Source organism: Pantoea phytostimulans, from assembly GCF_046118715.1.
In the GTDB taxonomy this organism is placed as follows: domain Bacteria; phylum Pseudomonadota; class Gammaproteobacteria; order Enterobacterales; family Enterobacteriaceae; genus Pantoea; species Pantoea phytostimulans.
This window is the reverse complement of the sequence record NZ_CP173700.1, coordinates 55,106-72,705: the sequence shown is the minus strand read 5'-3', so window position 1 is coordinate 72,705 and position 17,600 is coordinate 55,106. Positions and strand designations below refer to the sequence as shown.

11 protein-coding genes and 1 pseudogene are annotated in these 17,600 nt (G+C 41.5%); 7 read left to right on the top strand and 5 right to left on the bottom strand.

Annotation, left to right across the window (positions count from 1 at the left end; translation table 11 throughout):
• The first annotated feature begins 542 nt into the window (after nt 1-542).
• On the top strand, nt 543-1,778 hold the full coding sequence (locus ACF2G4_RS20940) for an oligosaccharide flippase family protein (RefSeq protein ID WP_409076373.1): 1,236 nt from the start codon (nt 543-545) through the stop codon (nt 1,776-1,778).
• Nucleotides 1,779-1,783: 5 nt separating this feature from the next.
• Nucleotides 1,784-2,653, top strand: a complete 870-nt coding sequence (locus ACF2G4_RS20935) for an ATP-grasp fold amidoligase family protein (RefSeq protein WP_215844953.1) — start codon at nt 1,784-1,786, stop codon at nt 2,651-2,653.
• 658 nt (nt 2,654-3,311) lie between these two features.
• Here the strand turns inward: ACF2G4_RS20935 and ACF2G4_RS20930 are convergent.
• Nucleotides 3,312-4,343, bottom strand: coding sequence for a methionine synthase (locus ACF2G4_RS20930; RefSeq protein ID WP_243079596.1), 1,032 nt, complete (start codon nt 4,341-4,343; stop codon nt 3,312-3,314).
• 25 nt (nt 4,344-4,368) lie between these two features.
• Nucleotides 4,369-5,352, bottom strand: a complete 984-nt coding sequence (locus ACF2G4_RS20925; RefSeq protein ID WP_409076372.1) for a DUF1852 domain-containing protein — start codon at nt 5,350-5,352, stop codon at nt 4,369-4,371.
• A 461-nt stretch (nt 5,353-5,813) separates the two neighbouring features.
• Here ACF2G4_RS20925 and ACF2G4_RS20920 point away from each other — a divergent pair.
• Nucleotides 5,814-6,353: pseudogene (locus ACF2G4_RS20920) on the top strand (transposase); the annotation flags it as partial.
• 497 nt (nt 6,354-6,850) lie between these two features.
• Here ACF2G4_RS20920 and yajD read toward each other — a convergent pair.
• Together yajD and ACF2G4_RS20910 are read right to left on the bottom strand one after the other, a co-directional pair.
• The gene (yajD, locus tag ACF2G4_RS20915) at nt 6,851-7,198 is read right to left on the bottom strand and encodes an HNH nuclease YajD (protein WP_243079597.1); all 348 of its coding nucleotides are present in this window, start codon (nt 7,196-7,198) and stop codon (nt 6,851-6,853) included.
• A gap of 893 nt (nt 7,199-8,091) precedes the next feature.
• Nucleotides 8,092-9,117 (bottom strand): RepB family plasmid replication initiator protein, encoded by a 1,026-nt coding sequence (locus ACF2G4_RS20910; RefSeq protein ID WP_243079598.1) that lies wholly within the window; start codon nt 9,115-9,117, stop codon nt 8,092-8,094.
• A gap of 3,476 nt (nt 9,118-12,593) precedes the next feature.
• Here ACF2G4_RS20910 and ACF2G4_RS20905 point away from each other — a divergent pair.
• The 4 genes from ACF2G4_RS20905 to ACF2G4_RS20890 all read left to right on the top strand — a co-directional run bounded on the left by ACF2G4_RS20905 (nt 12,594) and on the right by ACF2G4_RS20890 (nt 15,921).
• The gene (locus ACF2G4_RS20905) at nt 12,594-13,796 is read left to right on the top strand and encodes an AAA family ATPase (RefSeq protein ID WP_243079684.1); all 1,203 of its coding nucleotides are present in this window, start codon (nt 12,594-12,596) and stop codon (nt 13,794-13,796) included.
• Nucleotides 13,797-13,855: 59 nt separating this feature from the next.
• Nucleotides 13,856-14,770, top strand: a complete 915-nt coding sequence (locus ACF2G4_RS20900; RefSeq protein WP_409076440.1) for a ParB family protein — start codon at nt 13,856-13,858, stop codon at nt 14,768-14,770.
• 228 nt (nt 14,771-14,998) lie between these two features.
• Entirely contained in the window at nt 14,999-15,244 is a 246-nt protein-coding gene (locus tag ACF2G4_RS20895; RefSeq protein WP_409076371.1) for a hypothetical protein, read from the top strand.
• Nucleotides 15,245-15,711: 467 nt separating this feature from the next.
• Entirely contained in the window at nt 15,712-15,921 is a 210-nt protein-coding gene (locus ACF2G4_RS20890; protein ID WP_215844950.1) for a DUF1471 domain-containing protein, read from the top strand.
• 427 nt (nt 15,922-16,348) lie between these two features.
• Here the strand turns inward: ACF2G4_RS20890 and idnD are convergent, their stop codons facing one another.
• Nucleotides 16,349-17,392 (bottom strand): L-idonate 5-dehydrogenase, encoded by a 1,044-nt coding sequence (gene idnD, locus ACF2G4_RS20885; RefSeq protein WP_409076370.1) that lies wholly within the window; start codon nt 17,390-17,392, stop codon nt 16,349-16,351.
• Nucleotides 17,393-17,600: the final 208 nt, after the last annotated feature.

Below are 17,600 nucleotides of genomic sequence, written 5' to 3'. Positions count from 1 at the left end.
GGCATAACAGCAAAGGCGAGAGGCGACGTGACAGGCGTGTTTATTACAGGCCAACAGGGCCATCGTCGTACGAATTATTCCTCCGTGTATTGGCATTGCTCCTGACGAATACTTTAGATGACACTGGTAATAATACTAAAAATAAGCAGCCCCCGTGCATAAATTTAACAGGCCGTTGATGATGCGCTTGCTCATTCGCTTTTCTATGATAAATGCATGTGACTTCATGCTGGTGACACCCAACGCAAAACCTGTGATCGCCATTCCATTTATCGCATTACCTGCCCATAAAACACTAAAAATAAGTGGAATCATTATTTATAAAATACTGCCACTAATCTGATTCATTCAAAAAAAACTTTCCTATTTTTATATAAGCATTCACACTAACAACTCAACAAAATGACGCGAATGGTTATTTAGATAAAAAGAAAACCCTAGAAATAAATAAAGAAATTGTTCATAACAAAGGACCACTCTATCCAAAAAATCATAGATTAAATTTACAGACATCAAAAAACTATGTTTACGTGAGAAATAAAATGTACTCTAACGCGATATGGATTATGCTAGAAAAGTCAGTTAATATAATCGGCTTGATATATATTAATTCGCTTATGGCAAAGTACATTGGGCCAGAAAACTTTGGCAAAATAAATATTTCGACATCTATTTTTATTTTTGTACAAACGCTATCATGGTTTGGTGGTCAGAATATTATATTTAAACGCATGAGTGAAAATACAAAGTCTGGAATCGCAATGGCGATACACACTCAAAATCTACGGCGTATTTTCTTTCTCGTATCATCAGGCTCAGTTTTAATTTATCTCTATTTCTTTACTGATTTAATTGTATTTTTATTTGGCTTGGCCAACTGCATTGCCACATACTATATTGTGATGGACTTTTTTTCCATTTACAACAACACTCAATTAAAATCCAAAATAAATACAATTACGAATGTAATTGGGTTATCTCTCGCCCTATTAATTAGATATTATATTGCTCATTTTAAAATGCCGGTTCACTACTTTACAATACCTATTATCATTATCCCTCTCATACCTTACATTATGCGCTTCATTTATTTTAAATACACAACAAAAATAAAAGAAAACAGTAAGGTGGCTGGCATATATAATCGTCACATGTTATACGCTGGTGGTGCTTTAATCTTATCAAGCTTATCAGCAGATATATACACTCAGATATCCAGCATTTTTTTAACTAAGATAATGTCTTACTCTTATCTGGGAATTTATAGCGTAGCGTTAACAATAGGAGGTGCTTGGTCGTTTATTGTATTGTCATTAGTAACCAGTTTTTTCTCAAAGATTTATAGTGAGAAGAATGAAATAACCGTTGAGAAATTACTCATTAAAATAAACAGAATCGTGATTCTATTATCACTTATTGCTTTAGGTGGATTCTATCTTTTTGGAGGTTATTTTATACATTTACTCTATGGCGATAATTACATGGATTCGGTTAACATTATCCCCATAATAATCATTGGCACAATGTTCTCTTCATTAGGGACAATTTGTTATAGATATATGATAAAAGAGTCTGGGTATAGTTACCTGGCTAAAAAAATGATCTTATGCTGTATATTAACGATACCATTATCCTGGGTAATGATTAGTTCATTCGGGATTAATGGTGCTGCATATTGTTTTTTAACTGTAGAGATACTCTCTTGCACTTTACTTAATTATTTCTTCAGAAATAAAACAATCATCAAAATGCATCTTAACATTTTCAAAACGAGATAATTTAAATGAAAATGATAAAACACACAGTAAAATCAGCTTTAAACATCTATGCTAATATCTCTCCAAAGTTTTGTGCTAAAGCTCATTACTATATTAAGTTTAAGAAAAAACTTAACTTAACAAACCCCACCAATTTTAACGAAAAAATACAGTGGCTTAAGTTCAACGAACTGAATGGTGATATTTACACCATGTGCGCTGATAAATATAAAGTTAGGGAGTATGTTTCATCTAAAGGGTGTGATGAAATCCTTAATGACTTATACGGCGTATACGATAACCCACAAAGCATTGATTATAATACATTACCTGAAAAGTTTGCACTAAAATGCAACCATGGAGCCGGTTATAATATAATATGTGATAATAAATCATCAATAGACATTGAAAAGACAAACAGACAACTAAATAAATGGTTAAGACAAGATTTTTCTAACCTTTTTATTGAGCCCCAGTATAAAAAAATAGAAAGGAAAATTCTGTGCGAGAAGTATATTGAAAATGAAAGCGGTGGCTTTCCTGATGATTACAAATTTTACTGTTTTAATGGAAAACCATACGCGGTAATGGTATGTATAGGGCGAGAAAAAGGAATACCTAAATTTTACTATTTTGATATGAACTGGAACCCTTTACCTTTCGAGGATACCATTGAATTAATAAATAAAAAACGTTTCCCAAAAATGCCTGATGGTTTTAATAAAATGAAAGAGTATGCTGCAAAATTAGCTTCTGACTTTAAGTTTGTCCGAGCTGACTTTTACCTTCTAAATAGCAAGGTAATATTTGGTGAGCTGACATTTACCCCTTCAGCGGGACTAGATGTAACATTACAGGAAGCAGACTTTATTTTAGGAAGTCAGCTAAGATTATAGAGAGAAGGGTGATAAATAGATTTACAAGTGGAACAGAAAAATGCGTTACCCTTTACTCTGTCAGAACACAGTGATTTCAGGTAATAGGCAACGATTGGGGATAACACTAACATATTGATATTACCACTATCATTCATAGACATATAACTATGACGGTCAGGCTGATGGCCACAATTCAGCAATTCAGCGGCATGCCGCCTTTGTTGAGAAAATTAAAAGGTTGAGCTCGCTCAAAAATGGCGTAGTAGCTTCATTTTCATCCAAGGCTGCGCCATTACCTTTATAAACGTCTTAGGTAAAATACATTCGCGAAAAATTTAAAGAGGACACACCTAAAAAAAGACATGCAGTCATATAAAACATGATCTTAAATAACCCGTTATTCCATAATGAAAAATTTCTCGTTATTTTTACTTCTGGTAGAACACAAGTAGTTAATGACAGCGATGAATAATGACATGCAATAGAGGCCAATCAGTAGAAAACCATGGCCGAGACACGGTAAAAGTCTGTTTAGCGTCTTTACTCAATCGTTATCGTTCTTATCAATGATTGCTGCGATGAGCATCATCGCTCAGTCCGAATGATGGTTTGGGATAGTTGATGATTGATCTCATTGCTCAACCCGGACTGAGTAGGGATATAAAATTTGGCGAAGTTATTTAGCCAACAGTTCTCTTCGGACGATGTCTGCACCAGCACTTAAAGCATTTAGCTTGCCTCTTGCTACTCGACGAGATAAAGGCGTCATGCCACAGTTGGTGCAAGGGTAGAGCTTATCGGCGTCGACAAACTGAAGTGCTTTTCGCAAAGTATTGGCAACTTCCTCTGGTGTTTCAATGGTATTGGTTGCCACATCTATGGCCCCAACCATGACTTTTTTACCTCGAATGAGTTCAATGAGTTCCATTGGTACATGAGAGTTTTGACATTCCAATGATATTATATCGATATTCGATTTTTGCAGTTTAGGAAAAATCTCTTCATATTGTCTCCACTCTGTTCCCAGCGTCTTTTTCCAATCTGTATTGGCTTTAATGCCATAACCGTAGCAAATATGTACGGCAGTTTCGCAATTAAGCCCTTCAATTGCTCTTTCTAAAGCGGCAATACCCCAATCATTTACCTCATCAAAAAAAACGTTAAATGCGGGCTCATCAAATTGGATAATATCGACACCAGCAGCCTCTAACTCTTTGGCTTCTTGATTAAGAATTTTGGCGAATTCCCAGGCAAGTTTTTCGCGGCTTTTATAGTGACTATCGTAGAGCGTATCTATCATAGTCATGGGACCTGGTAGGGCCCATTTAATGGGTTGCTTGGTTTGCTGACGTAAATACTTGGCATCTTCAACAAAAACGGGCTTTTGGCGAGACACGGCACCCACGACGGTCGGTACACTCGCATCGTAGCGATTACGAATTTTAACGATCTCACGTTTTTCAAAATCAACGCCGTCGAGATGCTCAATAAACGTAGTAACGAAATGCTGTCGCGTCTGCTCGCCATCACTAACAATATCAATACCTGCCTGTTGTTGATCTTCCAGGCACAAACGCAGGGCATCTTGTTTGCCCTCAATTAATTCCTGATCTTGTAATTTCCAGGGAGACCAAAGTGTCTCAGGTTGAGCAAGCCAGGAAGGTTTAGGTAAACTGCCAGCAGTCGAAGTGGGAAGTAACTTTTTCATAATAGATGACCTTGTATTTGATTAATCAAAGAACGGAATTAGCAGACCATTGCTCAAGAATAGTTTGGTAAGGTTTGATGAAGTGCTTCTCAGTAAACTTTCCCTGCTCAACAGCTAATTGGCTACGTTCTTCTCGATCATAAACAATCTGCGTTATAGAATAATCCTGATGATTCAGGTTTGGTTGGTAGTATTTTCCTGCTGCAGAATTAGCATTGTAAATCTCAGGTCGATAAATCTTTTGAAAAGTCTCCATCGTGCTGATGGTACTGATAAGCTCAAGATTCGTGTAATCGCTGAGTAAATCATCAACAAAATAAAATGCCAAAGGCGCAACACTATTTGGCGGCATAAAATAGCGAGCCTGCAACCCCATTTTCGTAAAATATTGGTCAGTTAAAGAAGATTCATTCTGCTGATATTCGACGCCCAATACAGGATGCTCATTACCTGTTCGATGATAGGTATTTTTGCTTGAAACACTTAGGCATATAACAGGTGTTTTATTGAAGTTATCTTTGTAAGCCTTTGAACCAATGAATCTTTTAAAGATATTACCATGCAAAACGCCAAAACTCTTCGGCGTGCTAAATTTGGATTGATTATTATTGTGCTCTGGGAGTAGTACGCTGAAGTCATAATCACGTACGTAAGAGGAGAAATTATTGCCTAAAATACCATCAATGCGTTCGTTGGTTTTTTTATCAACGATATTTGTTTTCAGTATTTCAATAACTGGGAAGGCATCACCGTTGCCGTCAGCATCAACATTCAACTCAGCGGATATAATTTCAAGCTCGACAGAATAACGATCGCCTTTGGGGTTATCCCAATGCGCCAATGCGTTGAACCGATTGTCAATCATCACTAAGGCGTTACGCAAGTTCTCTTGGCGTTTCTCACCTCTAGCCAAATTAGCAAAATTAGTAGTGATGCGCGTACTTTCGGAGGGGTTATAATTCTCGTCGAAACGAATGCTTTTAATAGTAAAAGTAAATTCTTTATTCATTGTAATCTGGCATCCTAAACTCTGAGATAAAAAAACCTGATTTTTTCATTGCTTTTCAGCATGTCCTAAATTTCATTTGTGGTTTTCTCATTCAGTAGCCTTTATATTATCTATAGTTAATTACAGAGCATATTTTATGCCTGACTCATTGAGTGAGTAAAAGTGATTTAATTTCATTAAACATGAGTCTTATTCATGATTAGGGGTGCGGTAAGCAAAGGCATTGTGGCAGAAACCCTGATCGAAATGATTTAAAGCTGGAGTCCATAGGGTGTAGAGCGGCTAACTGTTGGGGTGTGATGGACGTCTCCCTCAGCGTAAAATCTGCCACTTATGCTGGTCTTGTTGAATAAAATGCATGTTGCTGAATGACAGGATCAGAACACGCATAAGGCTTGTCCTGCGCTCCGTTGGTTAGCACACCGCGATGCTGGCCATGTCATCATCAATCACGTGAGGGCATCCTTTGGAAAAACGTTTTCCGAGGAACAGATCTTCATGAAGCCGAAACCGGGGTTTCTGCCTGCAGGCTTTGCTGTAAACATACCACCTCAGATCCATCTTCTACGCCTGGCGTAATAAACCTGGCGGGATGGAAGTGTCGAAGTTAAACGCCTAAAGGCTCGTGAAGAAGAGAATGCCCGCCTGAAGTGGCTGCTTGCCAGAACCCTACTGGATAAGCAGATGCCTCAAGTGGCTTTAGGGCAAGAGTACTGACGACAGATCAAAAGCGAGAGGCGTGTAATGTGTAATGCGACGGTTCTGTTGCAGCGTCATGTCTGCAAGCTGACAGATTTGGCCCTGTTAACATGTCGCTATAAGTCACAGCACCTGGACGCTGGTGCTTATTTATCTACCCGCATAACTGAATTGGCGCTAGCACGCAGGCGTCTCGGTTAGCTATGCCTTCGACAACTTAGGCGGCGTGAGGACCATTACGCAAATCCGAAGCATGTCGTTTATCATCTCAGCGGCCAAGCCATAAACGCACACGTCGCAAGTGACTTGCCACTGAGCGGCTTTCGCTGCTGTACCCGAAAGCGGCCAGCCTGACGCAACAACACGTGTCTGACATCATTTATGATTGGCGGCAGCACAACAACGAACGTCGGCTACATGCAACGCTGAATTATCTAACACCATTAGCGTCTGTAATGAAGTTGCGAAACGGAGAATCCGTCAATAAAGACCGGCATTTTTCACTGATGGAGGTATCTAATCCTTGAACAGATTATGCTGACAGTACAGGCAGTATCTTGTTAAAACAGGCGTTCAGAATAACCAACTGAAACACCTGTATTAAAGCGTTCAAAGAGATAATTGATTAAGTCAGATATCCAGCCGATAAAAAACGGATGGCTCATTATGAGCTTCCGTTGACGGTTTAGATTGGGGACTCAAAAGATGCGCATCGCGTTGGCTCACTGCTTTCTCAATGTTTCTTCTTCGCTCATAGCCGTCTGAGGCAGTTTGGTGCCAACAGCGGACATATCAAACCTTATTTCTTCTTGTTCAGCATCGACTTTAAATCGGCAAAGGGATTATAGGTTGCTGCATCAACATCATTTTGCGCGTCCTCCCCCGCCACAACGCTTGTCCCGTACTGATCAGCTTCAGTGTACTTCGAGTGTTCATGATCATGACAATACAGACACAATAACTCCCAGTTACTGCCGTCTTCCGGGTTATTGGTATGGTCGTGATCAATATGGTGTACCGTTAATTCGCGGAGGTTTGAATAAACAAACTCGCGCGCGCAGCGTCCACAAACCCACGGATAGATTTTCAATGCTTTTTCGCGGTAACCATTTTCCAGCCGCGTGTAGTTTTTTGGGATCAGAGCCATTACCGATGTCACCTGTTATAAAGAGATAATCTTACATTTGATTGTTAGCTGGCTAGCTTGCTTAACAGGGTACTCCAAGTTGAATACTAAGTCCGCTCCTCACCTAAAATTCGATTAGAAGACCCGCTAAATGCAGATCTCAAGGAGAATGCGTACTAATTGATCCTCGACTTACTCCTTTCCGTTTTACCACTTCTGTCATGAGTTTTTGAGCGGCTAATCGGCTTTTTGAGCAATGAATCGCATGAGTTTATTACTGAAAGCTTATCTCTTACTGTGTAGGCCTGAGAAGTGCGTAAGCAAAGGGGATGATCCGGCCAGTACTGATCACTAAGGAACATATGGCTATGCAACTCAAAGATATACAGACCGATTCTCTGCAATAACCACTGTAGCGAGAAGATCGCTATGTATAACCACTGTAGCGAGTAATCTAAAGAGGCTATCCACTATAGCGAGTAAATAGCGGCATCTGGGCTCGCTAACTATCCACTGTAGCGAGTAAACCTGCTCATGCGGTAGTCATGATGAGCAATGTTTGCCTGGATAACCACTGTAGGGAGTATAAAAACGAGTATAACCACTGTAGCGAGTGAAGTTACTGCCCTAACAAGCTAACCGCTATAGTGAGAAATTACAGAATGAATGCGTGGTTGTTGTCATGTTAGTGATTACTAACATGAGTAATGACATGGCTTGGCAGGTTAGTAGTTACCAGGGCGGTTTAAAAGAATAACCACTATGAAGAGTAAAATACCTCGTTACAGTGGTTGGTTACTCGCTATAGCGGTTACTTGATAAGAGATCAAAAATACTCATCACAGTGGTTAGTGAGCCTTCTTACTCTCGCTACAATGGATAGCTTTTGCATTGCTTACTCTCTGCAGAAAGCGCTAACTCTTTTTGCCCTTTCTGATTTTCTCAAGCAGCGCCATCTCTTCACGTGAAAGCATCACCATCTCTCCGCCCTTCTCATTCACGTCCGGCTCGTTATCAAGCTCATCATCATGAATATCAGGCAGGCTTAACGGCAGGTCTGCAGGCCTGAGTTTTGGCCGGCGATAATGCACGGCAAAGTAAACCGTATTGCCACGCTTTAGCTCTGTGTAATCCAGGTAACCAATCTCTTTAAGCTGCAACATCGCCTTTCTGACCGTGGCATTTTGCGTAATAGCACGTGAGGTGAGATTAAGTCTGGCGCGTAAGCGTGCCATCGATATTGGTGCTGGATCGGTAGGAAGGCTTTCAATAAAAGTGTAGAGCGCCTGTGCAGACTCTTTACGAGAGAGTTCATTGATGGCCCTTAGCTGAAGAAGGACTTTTTTATCGAACTGATAGAGCTCGAAGATTTTGGGATCTGCCTGCAAGGTTACACTGTCGTTTTTGACGCTGTATTTTGCTGACTGAACAAGGTGAGTGATGTAAGTATCACCCTCTTTGTTTGAAAAAGAGATGGTGTTAGTGGCAATACGCTTCAAGGACGAATCTAAACGGTCTCTGAGCTTCGCAGAGGAGCGCACAGAGGGTATGCCACATAACTTGGCGAAATCGACGAAAGGAAGCGTTACGCTGTCTCCCAGAACCTTATATTTGGCAAAGGCATGAATGATACCGACCCAAGTTTTGAAATCGTTATCCATATCCAGCCGGGCACCAAGGATCTTTATATTCTCATAGCCTTCAGATTTGACGATCGACAGCTGTTTTAGCTCATCAGTAACGTCCATTGAAGAGAGTTGATTCTTTTGACCTCGAGCCGTGGATTTCAGCGTAGGGACAAATAAACCCAGTCTCATCAGGGCAACGGGCTGAACTGTGTTGTTACTATTGGGTGTGAGGTTGATAACTTCACCGGTTCGCTTGTCAGTTTCGCTAAACGCTTCCGCTATCATATTGTTTTCTTGTTCTTTTTTCGGCATCGGAAATTCCGTGATATGAACAATTAATAATCGCCGTTACTGGTTATAGTGGATACTAGCACTCACTGTAGCGGTTAGGCTACTTACTACAGTGGTTTATTTCCTCGCTATAGTGGTTGCTTTACTCACTACAGTGGATAGTGATCCCCTTTCAGAGCAGGCAGGGCAAGGGATGGCTGCACATGGGGATCTTATGAGGATCTGTTATTGGATCTACCCATTAGATAACTCGCTCAAATAGTTACCATGAACTGTGCATATCTTCATCATACTTTCTTCGAATTCAATATCCTTCACTGCAAGGCTCAACCGCGATGGGTTATTTCGTTCATTTCGTAGCCAGAAGTTAAGCACAGGATAAAAGCACAGTTACTCGCTATAGTGGTTTTCATCTACTCTCCAGCGCGGTTAGTAACACTCGCTACAGTGGTTGTTTCACTACCTATAGTGGTTAATCTTCTCTCCATAGTGGTTATAGAAGCCCTTAAAGGCCTTATACAGCAAGGGCTGCCAAGGTACGGGGATCTATTTAGGATCTATATATGATCTATATAGGATCGACTGATTGGATCTAGCCTGTGAATAACGGGGAAAAGTGATTCATAAATATTTGAGAGCGATATACAAAAAGAGACAACGCAAGACGCAAAGTTAACGGCCTGTATTGGCAGTGAATCTACATTTTTTCAGATTGAACAACCCTTCACCTTAACGCTCAGTTTTTGACACCGCCCTACTCTGTTCAAAAAGGTGACATTCGTTAAAACTTTACCTTCGCAAAGGTAGCTCCATGCATGACGAGCAACGTAACCTGTATTTTTCGAAACCGGGCAAAAGAATTCTTTCAAATACATCAAATATGCTTTTCTGATCGACGACCTCATTAACCACATAAAATATGTGGTTAATGAGGATGTTAATAATTAAAATAAAGGCTCATTATATCTGTGAAGTTAACGTATTAACTTGCTGATAATTAAGTTTAAAGATGACGACAATAGACATTTTAAAATGGGAAGATCTTGGTTCCTGAGTTTGCCGTTTCTGATGAGCAAAACCAAATCACTTTTATAACGATATTTTCCCTTTACAGGCATATACGAACGTAATGAGGAAGGCTTCGGCTTTCTGAAATTAGACGAGGGAGAACATAGGACTGATCAGACTGGTGCGAGAAGAACTTTTGATGATGGGGATCAACGATATGTTTTCTCTTTTGCAAAGAGGCTAAATGTTCAGATACAGGTCACTTATGTCGAGCCTCTGTAAGTTTCACCCGCTCAACACGGCATTACACTTTTTATCATGCTTAGCTCTCACTGGATTTGTGGATGAAACTTTTTTACGTATAGAAATAAATCCGTCATCAGTACGTACATCAACAGTTTTAACGCCGACATGAAAGTGTTGCACATGCTTAGACTAAAAAATTAGAACAGATCATTTTAGAAATAGAACTCGTTAAACCTATCTACTGCTTAACACACTGCTTATCTTCTCTATTAAATATGTCGTTAAATCCAAATGAACCGCCCTCCCCTTTGCTCATCCTTATGTGCCGCCTATACATGTACCATCACTTAATAGATCCTCGCACTGCCGTACAAAAACAAGCTTTTGAAAGCAGTAATTTACAGCAGAAAGCGATTGCCCAGAATCGTATGCCAGCAGCAGAACATTTTTTTTCACCCTTTGAATATACTGCTAACTATATGACAATAAGGGGTTTTTGTGAGATTTTCATGATGAAAATACCCTAACTAATCTTTTGAATTTTTCGATTGCGTACGAGTAATCAGGGTACATTGCACCAATTTGCAGTTTGGTGGCTCAAACTCACTAAGATATATATCTGCGTATACCTACCTAAAGCAGATTTAATTTGATGAGGTAATGCAAATGTGAACGGCACAGCAATATTACTTGCTCGCATCTTAGTTTTTTTAAAAAAATTTATTATCGTTCAGCATCATCAGGCCAGGTTGCCAGATCCGGACTCTAGATAATTTTTCTCTTAGCTATCAAGCCGCATGCTTTTTTAATATTGCTGAATGTAGCAATAATAACTCGCAAACACAGCGTAAAGTGAACATCAGACTCTTTATTTTCCATTAGAAAGAACAAAGGTAGTCTACGAAACGTGATCTTCAGATTCGTTTCACCAACCCAATGATTTAAGTGATCACTATGAATTGAATTAAGCTTTGAGCGTTACACGTTCTTTATCCTGCGTAGCACTGCTTTGACCCGGTTGTTAATAAAGGTGGAATTAGTTTGCGGGATTAGATATGGCTGTCAAATGCACGCTTGTTAAGTAGCTATGATCTTCATAAGCACCCATACGTTATATGCTCCTACTATTCTGTTTTTTGAAGCGCAGCCGCACTGCTCTCTGCTAAATTTACCTTGAGGAGCTAAACTTTACTTATTGATGGCAGTTCCATGCTTCAAATTAACTTTAGCGTGATAAGTCAGCGAAATTTACATGACTTCCCTGGTTGTTATCAGCAATTAAATAAGGTGTGTGTGTACCGTTTGAATAGTTGAGAAGGATTTGACGTGACGCTCAACATAGTTGTGCTTTAAATTGTAGTTCATCTCATGAATGCGTTTTTTACAACGTAAACCGAATAAGCCAAAGTTGACTAGAAAAAATACGACCCAAGTCGTCTGTGAATTAACCGGCGTAAAGATACTTGCGTAGAGTTTCTACAACGTTGACAACTACTGTGAAGTAGTCAAACAAACCTGATCTGCCATTACCTCTTTTGAAGCCCTTAAACGATACGTAATCCTCTTTAGCTTACCTCAGAAGCGAATACCGACAGCCTTCCCTCGAGACTAATCGCATTTGATTCCCATACTTCTAATCTCATTATTCATAAAATATATCACCTTACCATTTTAATTCTATGCTATTGAATCTAAAGGAATATATTATAATTTTCATGATGAAAACACCTCTTTGCACTCGTCTTTAAGACTTTACGATAGCGGAATTTGGATACCCCCTCTTATGAATAAACCCAAAAAGTTATGCTCGAAACACGCAGCCTTCTAAGCATCATTTACTGTATTAAAATGATTACAGATAGAAGCATTGATTTCCCCTAAAGAGAAGAAATGCTCTCGATTTGAAAAGCTCTTGCTTATAAGCGTGTTGAAACTGCAACAAAGCAATAAAATCGCTTCAGTAAGAACAGCCAGCCAAATTGTTGTTGTAAGAAAAGGTCAATAATAGATGTGCATTTTCCTTGTTACGCGACTTAGCGTTATATCGTTATAAACCTTATTTAGGGTAAATGTCAGTTTCTTTCTTTTAATTCAAAAGTAGTAATTTGAAATCATCTAATAATGAACCGCATGCTTTGATCCACCTAGTCAGAAAAAATCCAAGTTTTTGGGATTTTCCTAAAAAATTGGCAGATTTCAGTTTTTTGTGTAGTATGCCAAAAAACATTAATACTGAGGTGCTTATGAAGCGTGATTACGGTGGTGTGCTGGAGATGGCGACGCGTGCTAATTCCATGTTGCACGGGTTAAGCAGTCACATTGAACAGCAGCGGCAGGAATTTAATCAAACAAGCTTTTATCAAACTTTTTCCCGCAACGCTGTAGCTAATATGCCTTTGCTGAGTAAACACGCTGTCGTTGCTGCCATAAATGATATGGAAGAAGCCGGTTATCAGTTTGGTAAAAAGCAAACGGGCAGCACTTCACAATACGCACTGAGCTTACAAAACGTCATCGACATCTATCAGCATCGCAAAGTGCCAAAATACCGCGATAAGCATGAAGGGCCATTCGTTGTATTTGTGGTGAGCCTCAAGGGTGGCGTGTCTAAAACCGTCAGCACTGTCACGCTTGCTCATGGTATGCGCGCCCATCCGTCCATGCTGCACAACGATTTGCGCATTTTGGTCATCGATCTTGACCCGCAGGCATCCAGCACCATGTTCTTAAGCCATACCAACAGCGTCGGTTCTGTACTCGAGACGGCTGCCCAGGCGATGCTTAACGATCTGGATGCGGATCAGTTGCGTGCTCAATTCATCAAACCGACAGTCATGCCAGGCGTCGATGTTATACCTGCTTCAATTGATGACGGCTTTGTGGCCAGCGATTGGGAAGAGCTGGTTGCGGAACATTTACCAGGAGTTGCACCTTCAGAAGTGTTGCGTCGAAATGTGATTGATCGCCTGGCAGGCGACTACGACTTTATCTTCCTTGATACGGGTCCGCATCTTGACTCCTTTATGTTGAATGCCATCGCCGCCAGTGATGTTCTGCTTACACCGACACCGCCTGCACAAGTTGATTTCCATTCAACGATGAAGTACCTGACGCGCCTACCGGAAATGCTTGAGCGCATCGAGTCAGAAGGGGTTGAGCCGCGACTTAAAGCTAATATTGGCTTTATGTCGAAGATGACGTCTAAGCATGACCATTTAACCTCTCAGAGCTACGCGCGCGAAGTTTTTACCAAATCAATGCTGGACTGCGGTTTACCGCGATTGGATGGATTTGAGCGCTGCGGTGAATCCTTTGATACTGTGATAAGTGCAAATCCTTCTTCTTATCCTGGTAGTGCGGACGCATTACGTAAAGCCAAACATGAAGCTGAGCAGTTCTCACGGGCTGTTTTTGACCGCATTGAATATATCAGGAGCACGCTGTGAGCGATCCAAAACAACTAAAGCGCATCGGCCGAACCCTTGGCCAATCAGCGATCGCGAGTATGATCGACAGCAGTAGCCAGTCTCGCGTCTTCACGCTGAAGTCAGGAAAAACAGCGACCTTTGTTCGTCAGTTAGTGCCACATGATGATATTGAAGCGAAAACTTTTGTTGATCCGCAGATCAATGGACGTGACCAAAAAACGTTGACGGAAGAGTCCGTTAAAGACATTACGCGGACTATCACCTTACAGCAGTTCTTTCCAGCGATTGGCCGTATGAAGGGCGATCGTGTTGAAATCATGGATGGTTCGCGTCGTCGAGCGGCTTGTCTTTTCTCCGGTGCCAGCCTTGAAATCCTGACTACCGTAGACGAACTCGATATCAGCGATGCGCGCCAGCTAGCTGCAGATATACAGACAGCTAAAGAGCACAACCTACGCGAGTTAGGTTTGCGCTTCATGTTGCTGCATGAAGCAGGCATGAGCAAAAGCGATATTGCCAAAGCTGAAGGTATCTCTAATGCCAAGGTGACGCGTGCTTTTCAAGCCGCCGCAGTGCCAGTGGAATTTATTGAGCTGTTCCCGGTGGTTTCAGAATTGACGCTTCAGGACTATCAACTGCTATTGGATGTTTGGGAAGAGGCGAAAGCGGAAGCTGTCGACATTACAGATGTAATCGCGAAGGTTAAGGAAAAGATCACCGAAGCTGAGTTGCCCAACACCAGCAATGCTGACGAGAAGAAGTCTGCGATCCTGGGATTCTTCAAGGCGACGAAACGGCAACTAAAAGCGCCGGTTAAGATCAATAAAGCAGTTATAGAAAAATTGGCAAGTTTTACCACGGCTAATACCTATGCACGTCGTAAAACCAATGAAGAGAAGCGCACGGTGCAGTATGAGTTCAGCCGTTTGCCGAAAGAGATTGCAGATCAGATCGACCGCTCAATTAGAGAAATTTTGGCGACAATGAAATAACGCCGTTGAGTAGGGCAGGGGAAGGTGCTGAGTTCTCTGCTTTATGATTACATTTAAGAAGCCGGCTACGAGCCGGTTTTTTATTGGTTTTGATAATTTAAAATGTTAGTGGCATTTCAAGTTATGCGTCATCAATTGAGCGTAATCATAAGGTGTGAATGCTCATAAAAGAGCCCTTTGCATGGGCAACCTAAGGTATAATTTTTTCTTTTGGTTAAAGAGGTAGATATGTGTGCGTATTTAAATTCTACCGCGGGTAAAAGTGCAGTTGAGTGTGTATCAATGATAGAGAATCAGGTTGCGACTTTTCCCGACGGTAACTGGCATGTTGGGTTAAAAAATAAAACTAAAATTGTTTTGGCGCTCATTAATGAAGAGTTTGCGGCCGAAAAGCTGGGCTTCAAAGAAAGTGAAGATCTAAAACAACGTGTCTATATCGCGCAAGATAAACTCATTGAAGCAGCTCTCTGGTAAGTACAGGTTACAGCGTAATAGTTAAGCTGCTATTTAGAATGAACCGTGCCGCAGAGCATTTAACCTCAGAATGGTCTCGGCACAGCTTCTAACATAACGCTTACCAATAAATCAAAGCACACCGTTTGGGAGTCATGACTTCTATCATTAAGCGCGTCCTATATCCTGACAACAATCAGTTGCGGGTTCTTTATTAGCTTAAAGCCTTCTCGTCCACTCAACCTTTACGTTTACGCTTGTCACTTTCGCGAACCTAACAAATATGTTTACTCTCTGAGGCGTCGATCCATGCATTGGTGTTGAATCCGTGTTCACGCTTTAAGGTTTATACACCACGAATGAATATTCAAATTTTTTGATTTCTTTGAGCAAATAGCACTGCTTTTAATCAAGCTTCCTCAGCTCTATGATTGTTCACATCGAGGCACAATGACTCACACCGAATAAAATTAACTGAGGAAATGACCATGAAATCTATCAAAACTTTCGTTGCAGTTGCAGCCCTGACCCTGGTTTCTTTCGGTAGCTTCGCACAAAGCGTTACTGCTTCCGCTTCTACACTTGACGGTGCCGAAGCCAAAATTGCGGCTCAGGCTCATAAGATTGGCGCTTCATATAAAATTACTGGCGCCCGTGTTGATAACAAAGCTTACGTATCAGCCGAACTGACCAAATAAACAGAATTGATTCAGGAAAGGCTGCCCAATAGGGTGGCTTTTTCGCATTTGAAGTCAACACTCCCATCCAGAATGATGCCGCAGTATTGAGTCATGCCAGCGCGCTCCTCCTCTTTTTTACTGATACGGCACAACCACGTTTAGGTGACATGGATTTCATCACAGTTATCCGTAAAGTGAGGCGGGAAAGCGCACTCATTTCAATTGTGAATTGGGCAGGGCATGTGGATGACTTGCCACGAGAGACACGCTGAGCTTGCTATCGCAACTTTAAGTCTCAATCCTGAGTATGTTGCGCGATGATCACTGCTTTGGAAATAGGGGTAAATGGTTGCGCTAAGCAAAGCATTTTTATCCGCATTCATTCATTTGTGAGAAAATACACGCCAGTTATTTCATAAACCGGCGCGTGTTTCAGTTAATTCAGTCAGAACAAAATCTGAATCTTGGCATAACGCTCTTTGTCTGAAGCCATTTCAAATGCACGGGTCACATCTTCCATGTGCACTTCAGCAGAAAGCAGGGGAGAGGGATCTATTCGCTGTTGTTCAAGCCATTTCACTGCAGTTGTAAACTCTTCGGTAAATCTAAACGATCCTTTCAATGTGATCTCTTTTACCAACAAGCTCCCAATCGGATAATCCACGCTGGCGGACCCCATGCCGAGCTGAACGATGGTTCCACCGGGACGTGTGAAGTTCACTACGGATGTCACTGCCGCAACTGCTCCAGAGGCTTCAAAGCAGACATCAAAATATCCCCCGTTTTCTGACCAGCGTTGAAACTGTTCCTCATCACGCGGATCCGATGCAGAGGTCGCGCCCATTTGCAGCGCCAGAGAGCGGCAGCGTTCGCTGATATCTGTAGCAAAAACGTCTGCTGCACCGGACGCCAACGCCGCCGCAATGGCCAGACAACCAATGGGGCCAGCGCCGGTTACCAACACGCGTTTTCCTACCAGATCCCCAGCCTGACGAATGGCATGAATACAAACGGCTAACGGCTCGGCAAAGACCAGTTTTTTGGAATCGGCATCAGACTGACAAGGCACGCACTGTTGCGGATTAAGGGCGATGTATTGGGCAAAGCCGCCATTAACATGTGGATGAAATTGCGCACTTCCCATAAAGCGCATAGAACGGCAAAGGTTTTGCTTTCCCGCCAGGCACAGCGCACACACATTGCACGCCCGCGACGGATTTACAGCAACACGCTGACCCGGATAAAGACCGCTATGCTGAGGAGCTTGTTCAATCACGCCGATAAGCTCATGACCAAGAATCATTGGAGTCTTAAGCACTGACATGCCTGCGCGACCGTGTAGATAGTAATGGATGTCCGATCCGCAGATCCCTCCACGCTCAACTTTCAGTAAAACTTCCTCATCTTCATTCCACTGCATGACATAGGGCTCACATCGCACATCGTGAGCCTTATGGATAACAACAGCACTCACTGCTTGAGACGGCATCGCTTTACCTCATCGAATTTTCTTCATACTTGTTAAACTTGCCCGTCAAGGCTATACCCGATATTGGGCACCAAAATGATGCAAATTAATAACGCTCATTGTGACGGCAGTTATTGCTACAGAGCGACTTTTATTTAATTTTTATATTTTCCGCTATGTGATTGCACCATTATTGTGATCGCGATCGATAATAAACGTTAATTTGCAC

Excerpts from the sequence above, each read along its gene's own strand:
- ACF2G4_RS20940 (WP_409076373.1), top strand. The coding sequence starts at position 543 with ATGTACTCTAACGCGATATGGATTATGCTAGAAAAGTCAGTTAATATA.
- ACF2G4_RS20900 (WP_409076440.1), top strand. The coding sequence starts at position 13,856 with ATGATCGACAGCAGTAGCCAGTCTCGCGTCTTCACGCTGAAGTCAGGA.
- ACF2G4_RS20925 (WP_409076372.1), bottom strand. The coding sequence starts at position 5,352 with ATGAATAAAGAATTTACTTTTACTATTAAAAGCATTCGTTTCGACGAG.
- yajD (WP_243079597.1), bottom strand. The coding sequence starts at position 7,198 with ATGGCTCTGATCCCAAAAAACTACACGCGGCTGGAAAATGGTTACCGC.
- idnD (WP_409076370.1), bottom strand. The coding sequence starts at position 17,392 with ATGCCGTCTCAAGCAGTGAGTGCTGTTGTTATCCATAAGGCTCACGAT.
- ACF2G4_RS20905 (WP_243079684.1), top strand. The coding sequence starts at position 12,594 with ATGAAGCGTGATTACGGTGGTGTGCTGGAGATGGCGACGCGTGCTAAT.
- ACF2G4_RS20935 (WP_215844953.1), top strand. The coding sequence starts at position 1,784 with ATGAAAATGATAAAACACACAGTAAAATCAGCTTTAAACATCTATGCT.
- ACF2G4_RS20910 (WP_243079598.1), bottom strand. The coding sequence starts at position 9,117 with ATGCCGAAAAAAGAACAAGAAAACAATATGATAGCGGAAGCGTTTAGC.
- ACF2G4_RS20890 (WP_215844950.1), top strand. The coding sequence starts at position 15,712 with ATGAAATCTATCAAAACTTTCGTTGCAGTTGCAGCCCTGACCCTGGTT.
- ACF2G4_RS20930 (WP_243079596.1), bottom strand. The coding sequence starts at position 4,343 with ATGAAAAAGTTACTTCCCACTTCGACTGCTGGCAGTTTACCTAAACCT.
- ACF2G4_RS20895 (WP_409076371.1), top strand. The coding sequence starts at position 14,999 with ATGTGTGCGTATTTAAATTCTACCGCGGGTAAAAGTGCAGTTGAGTGT.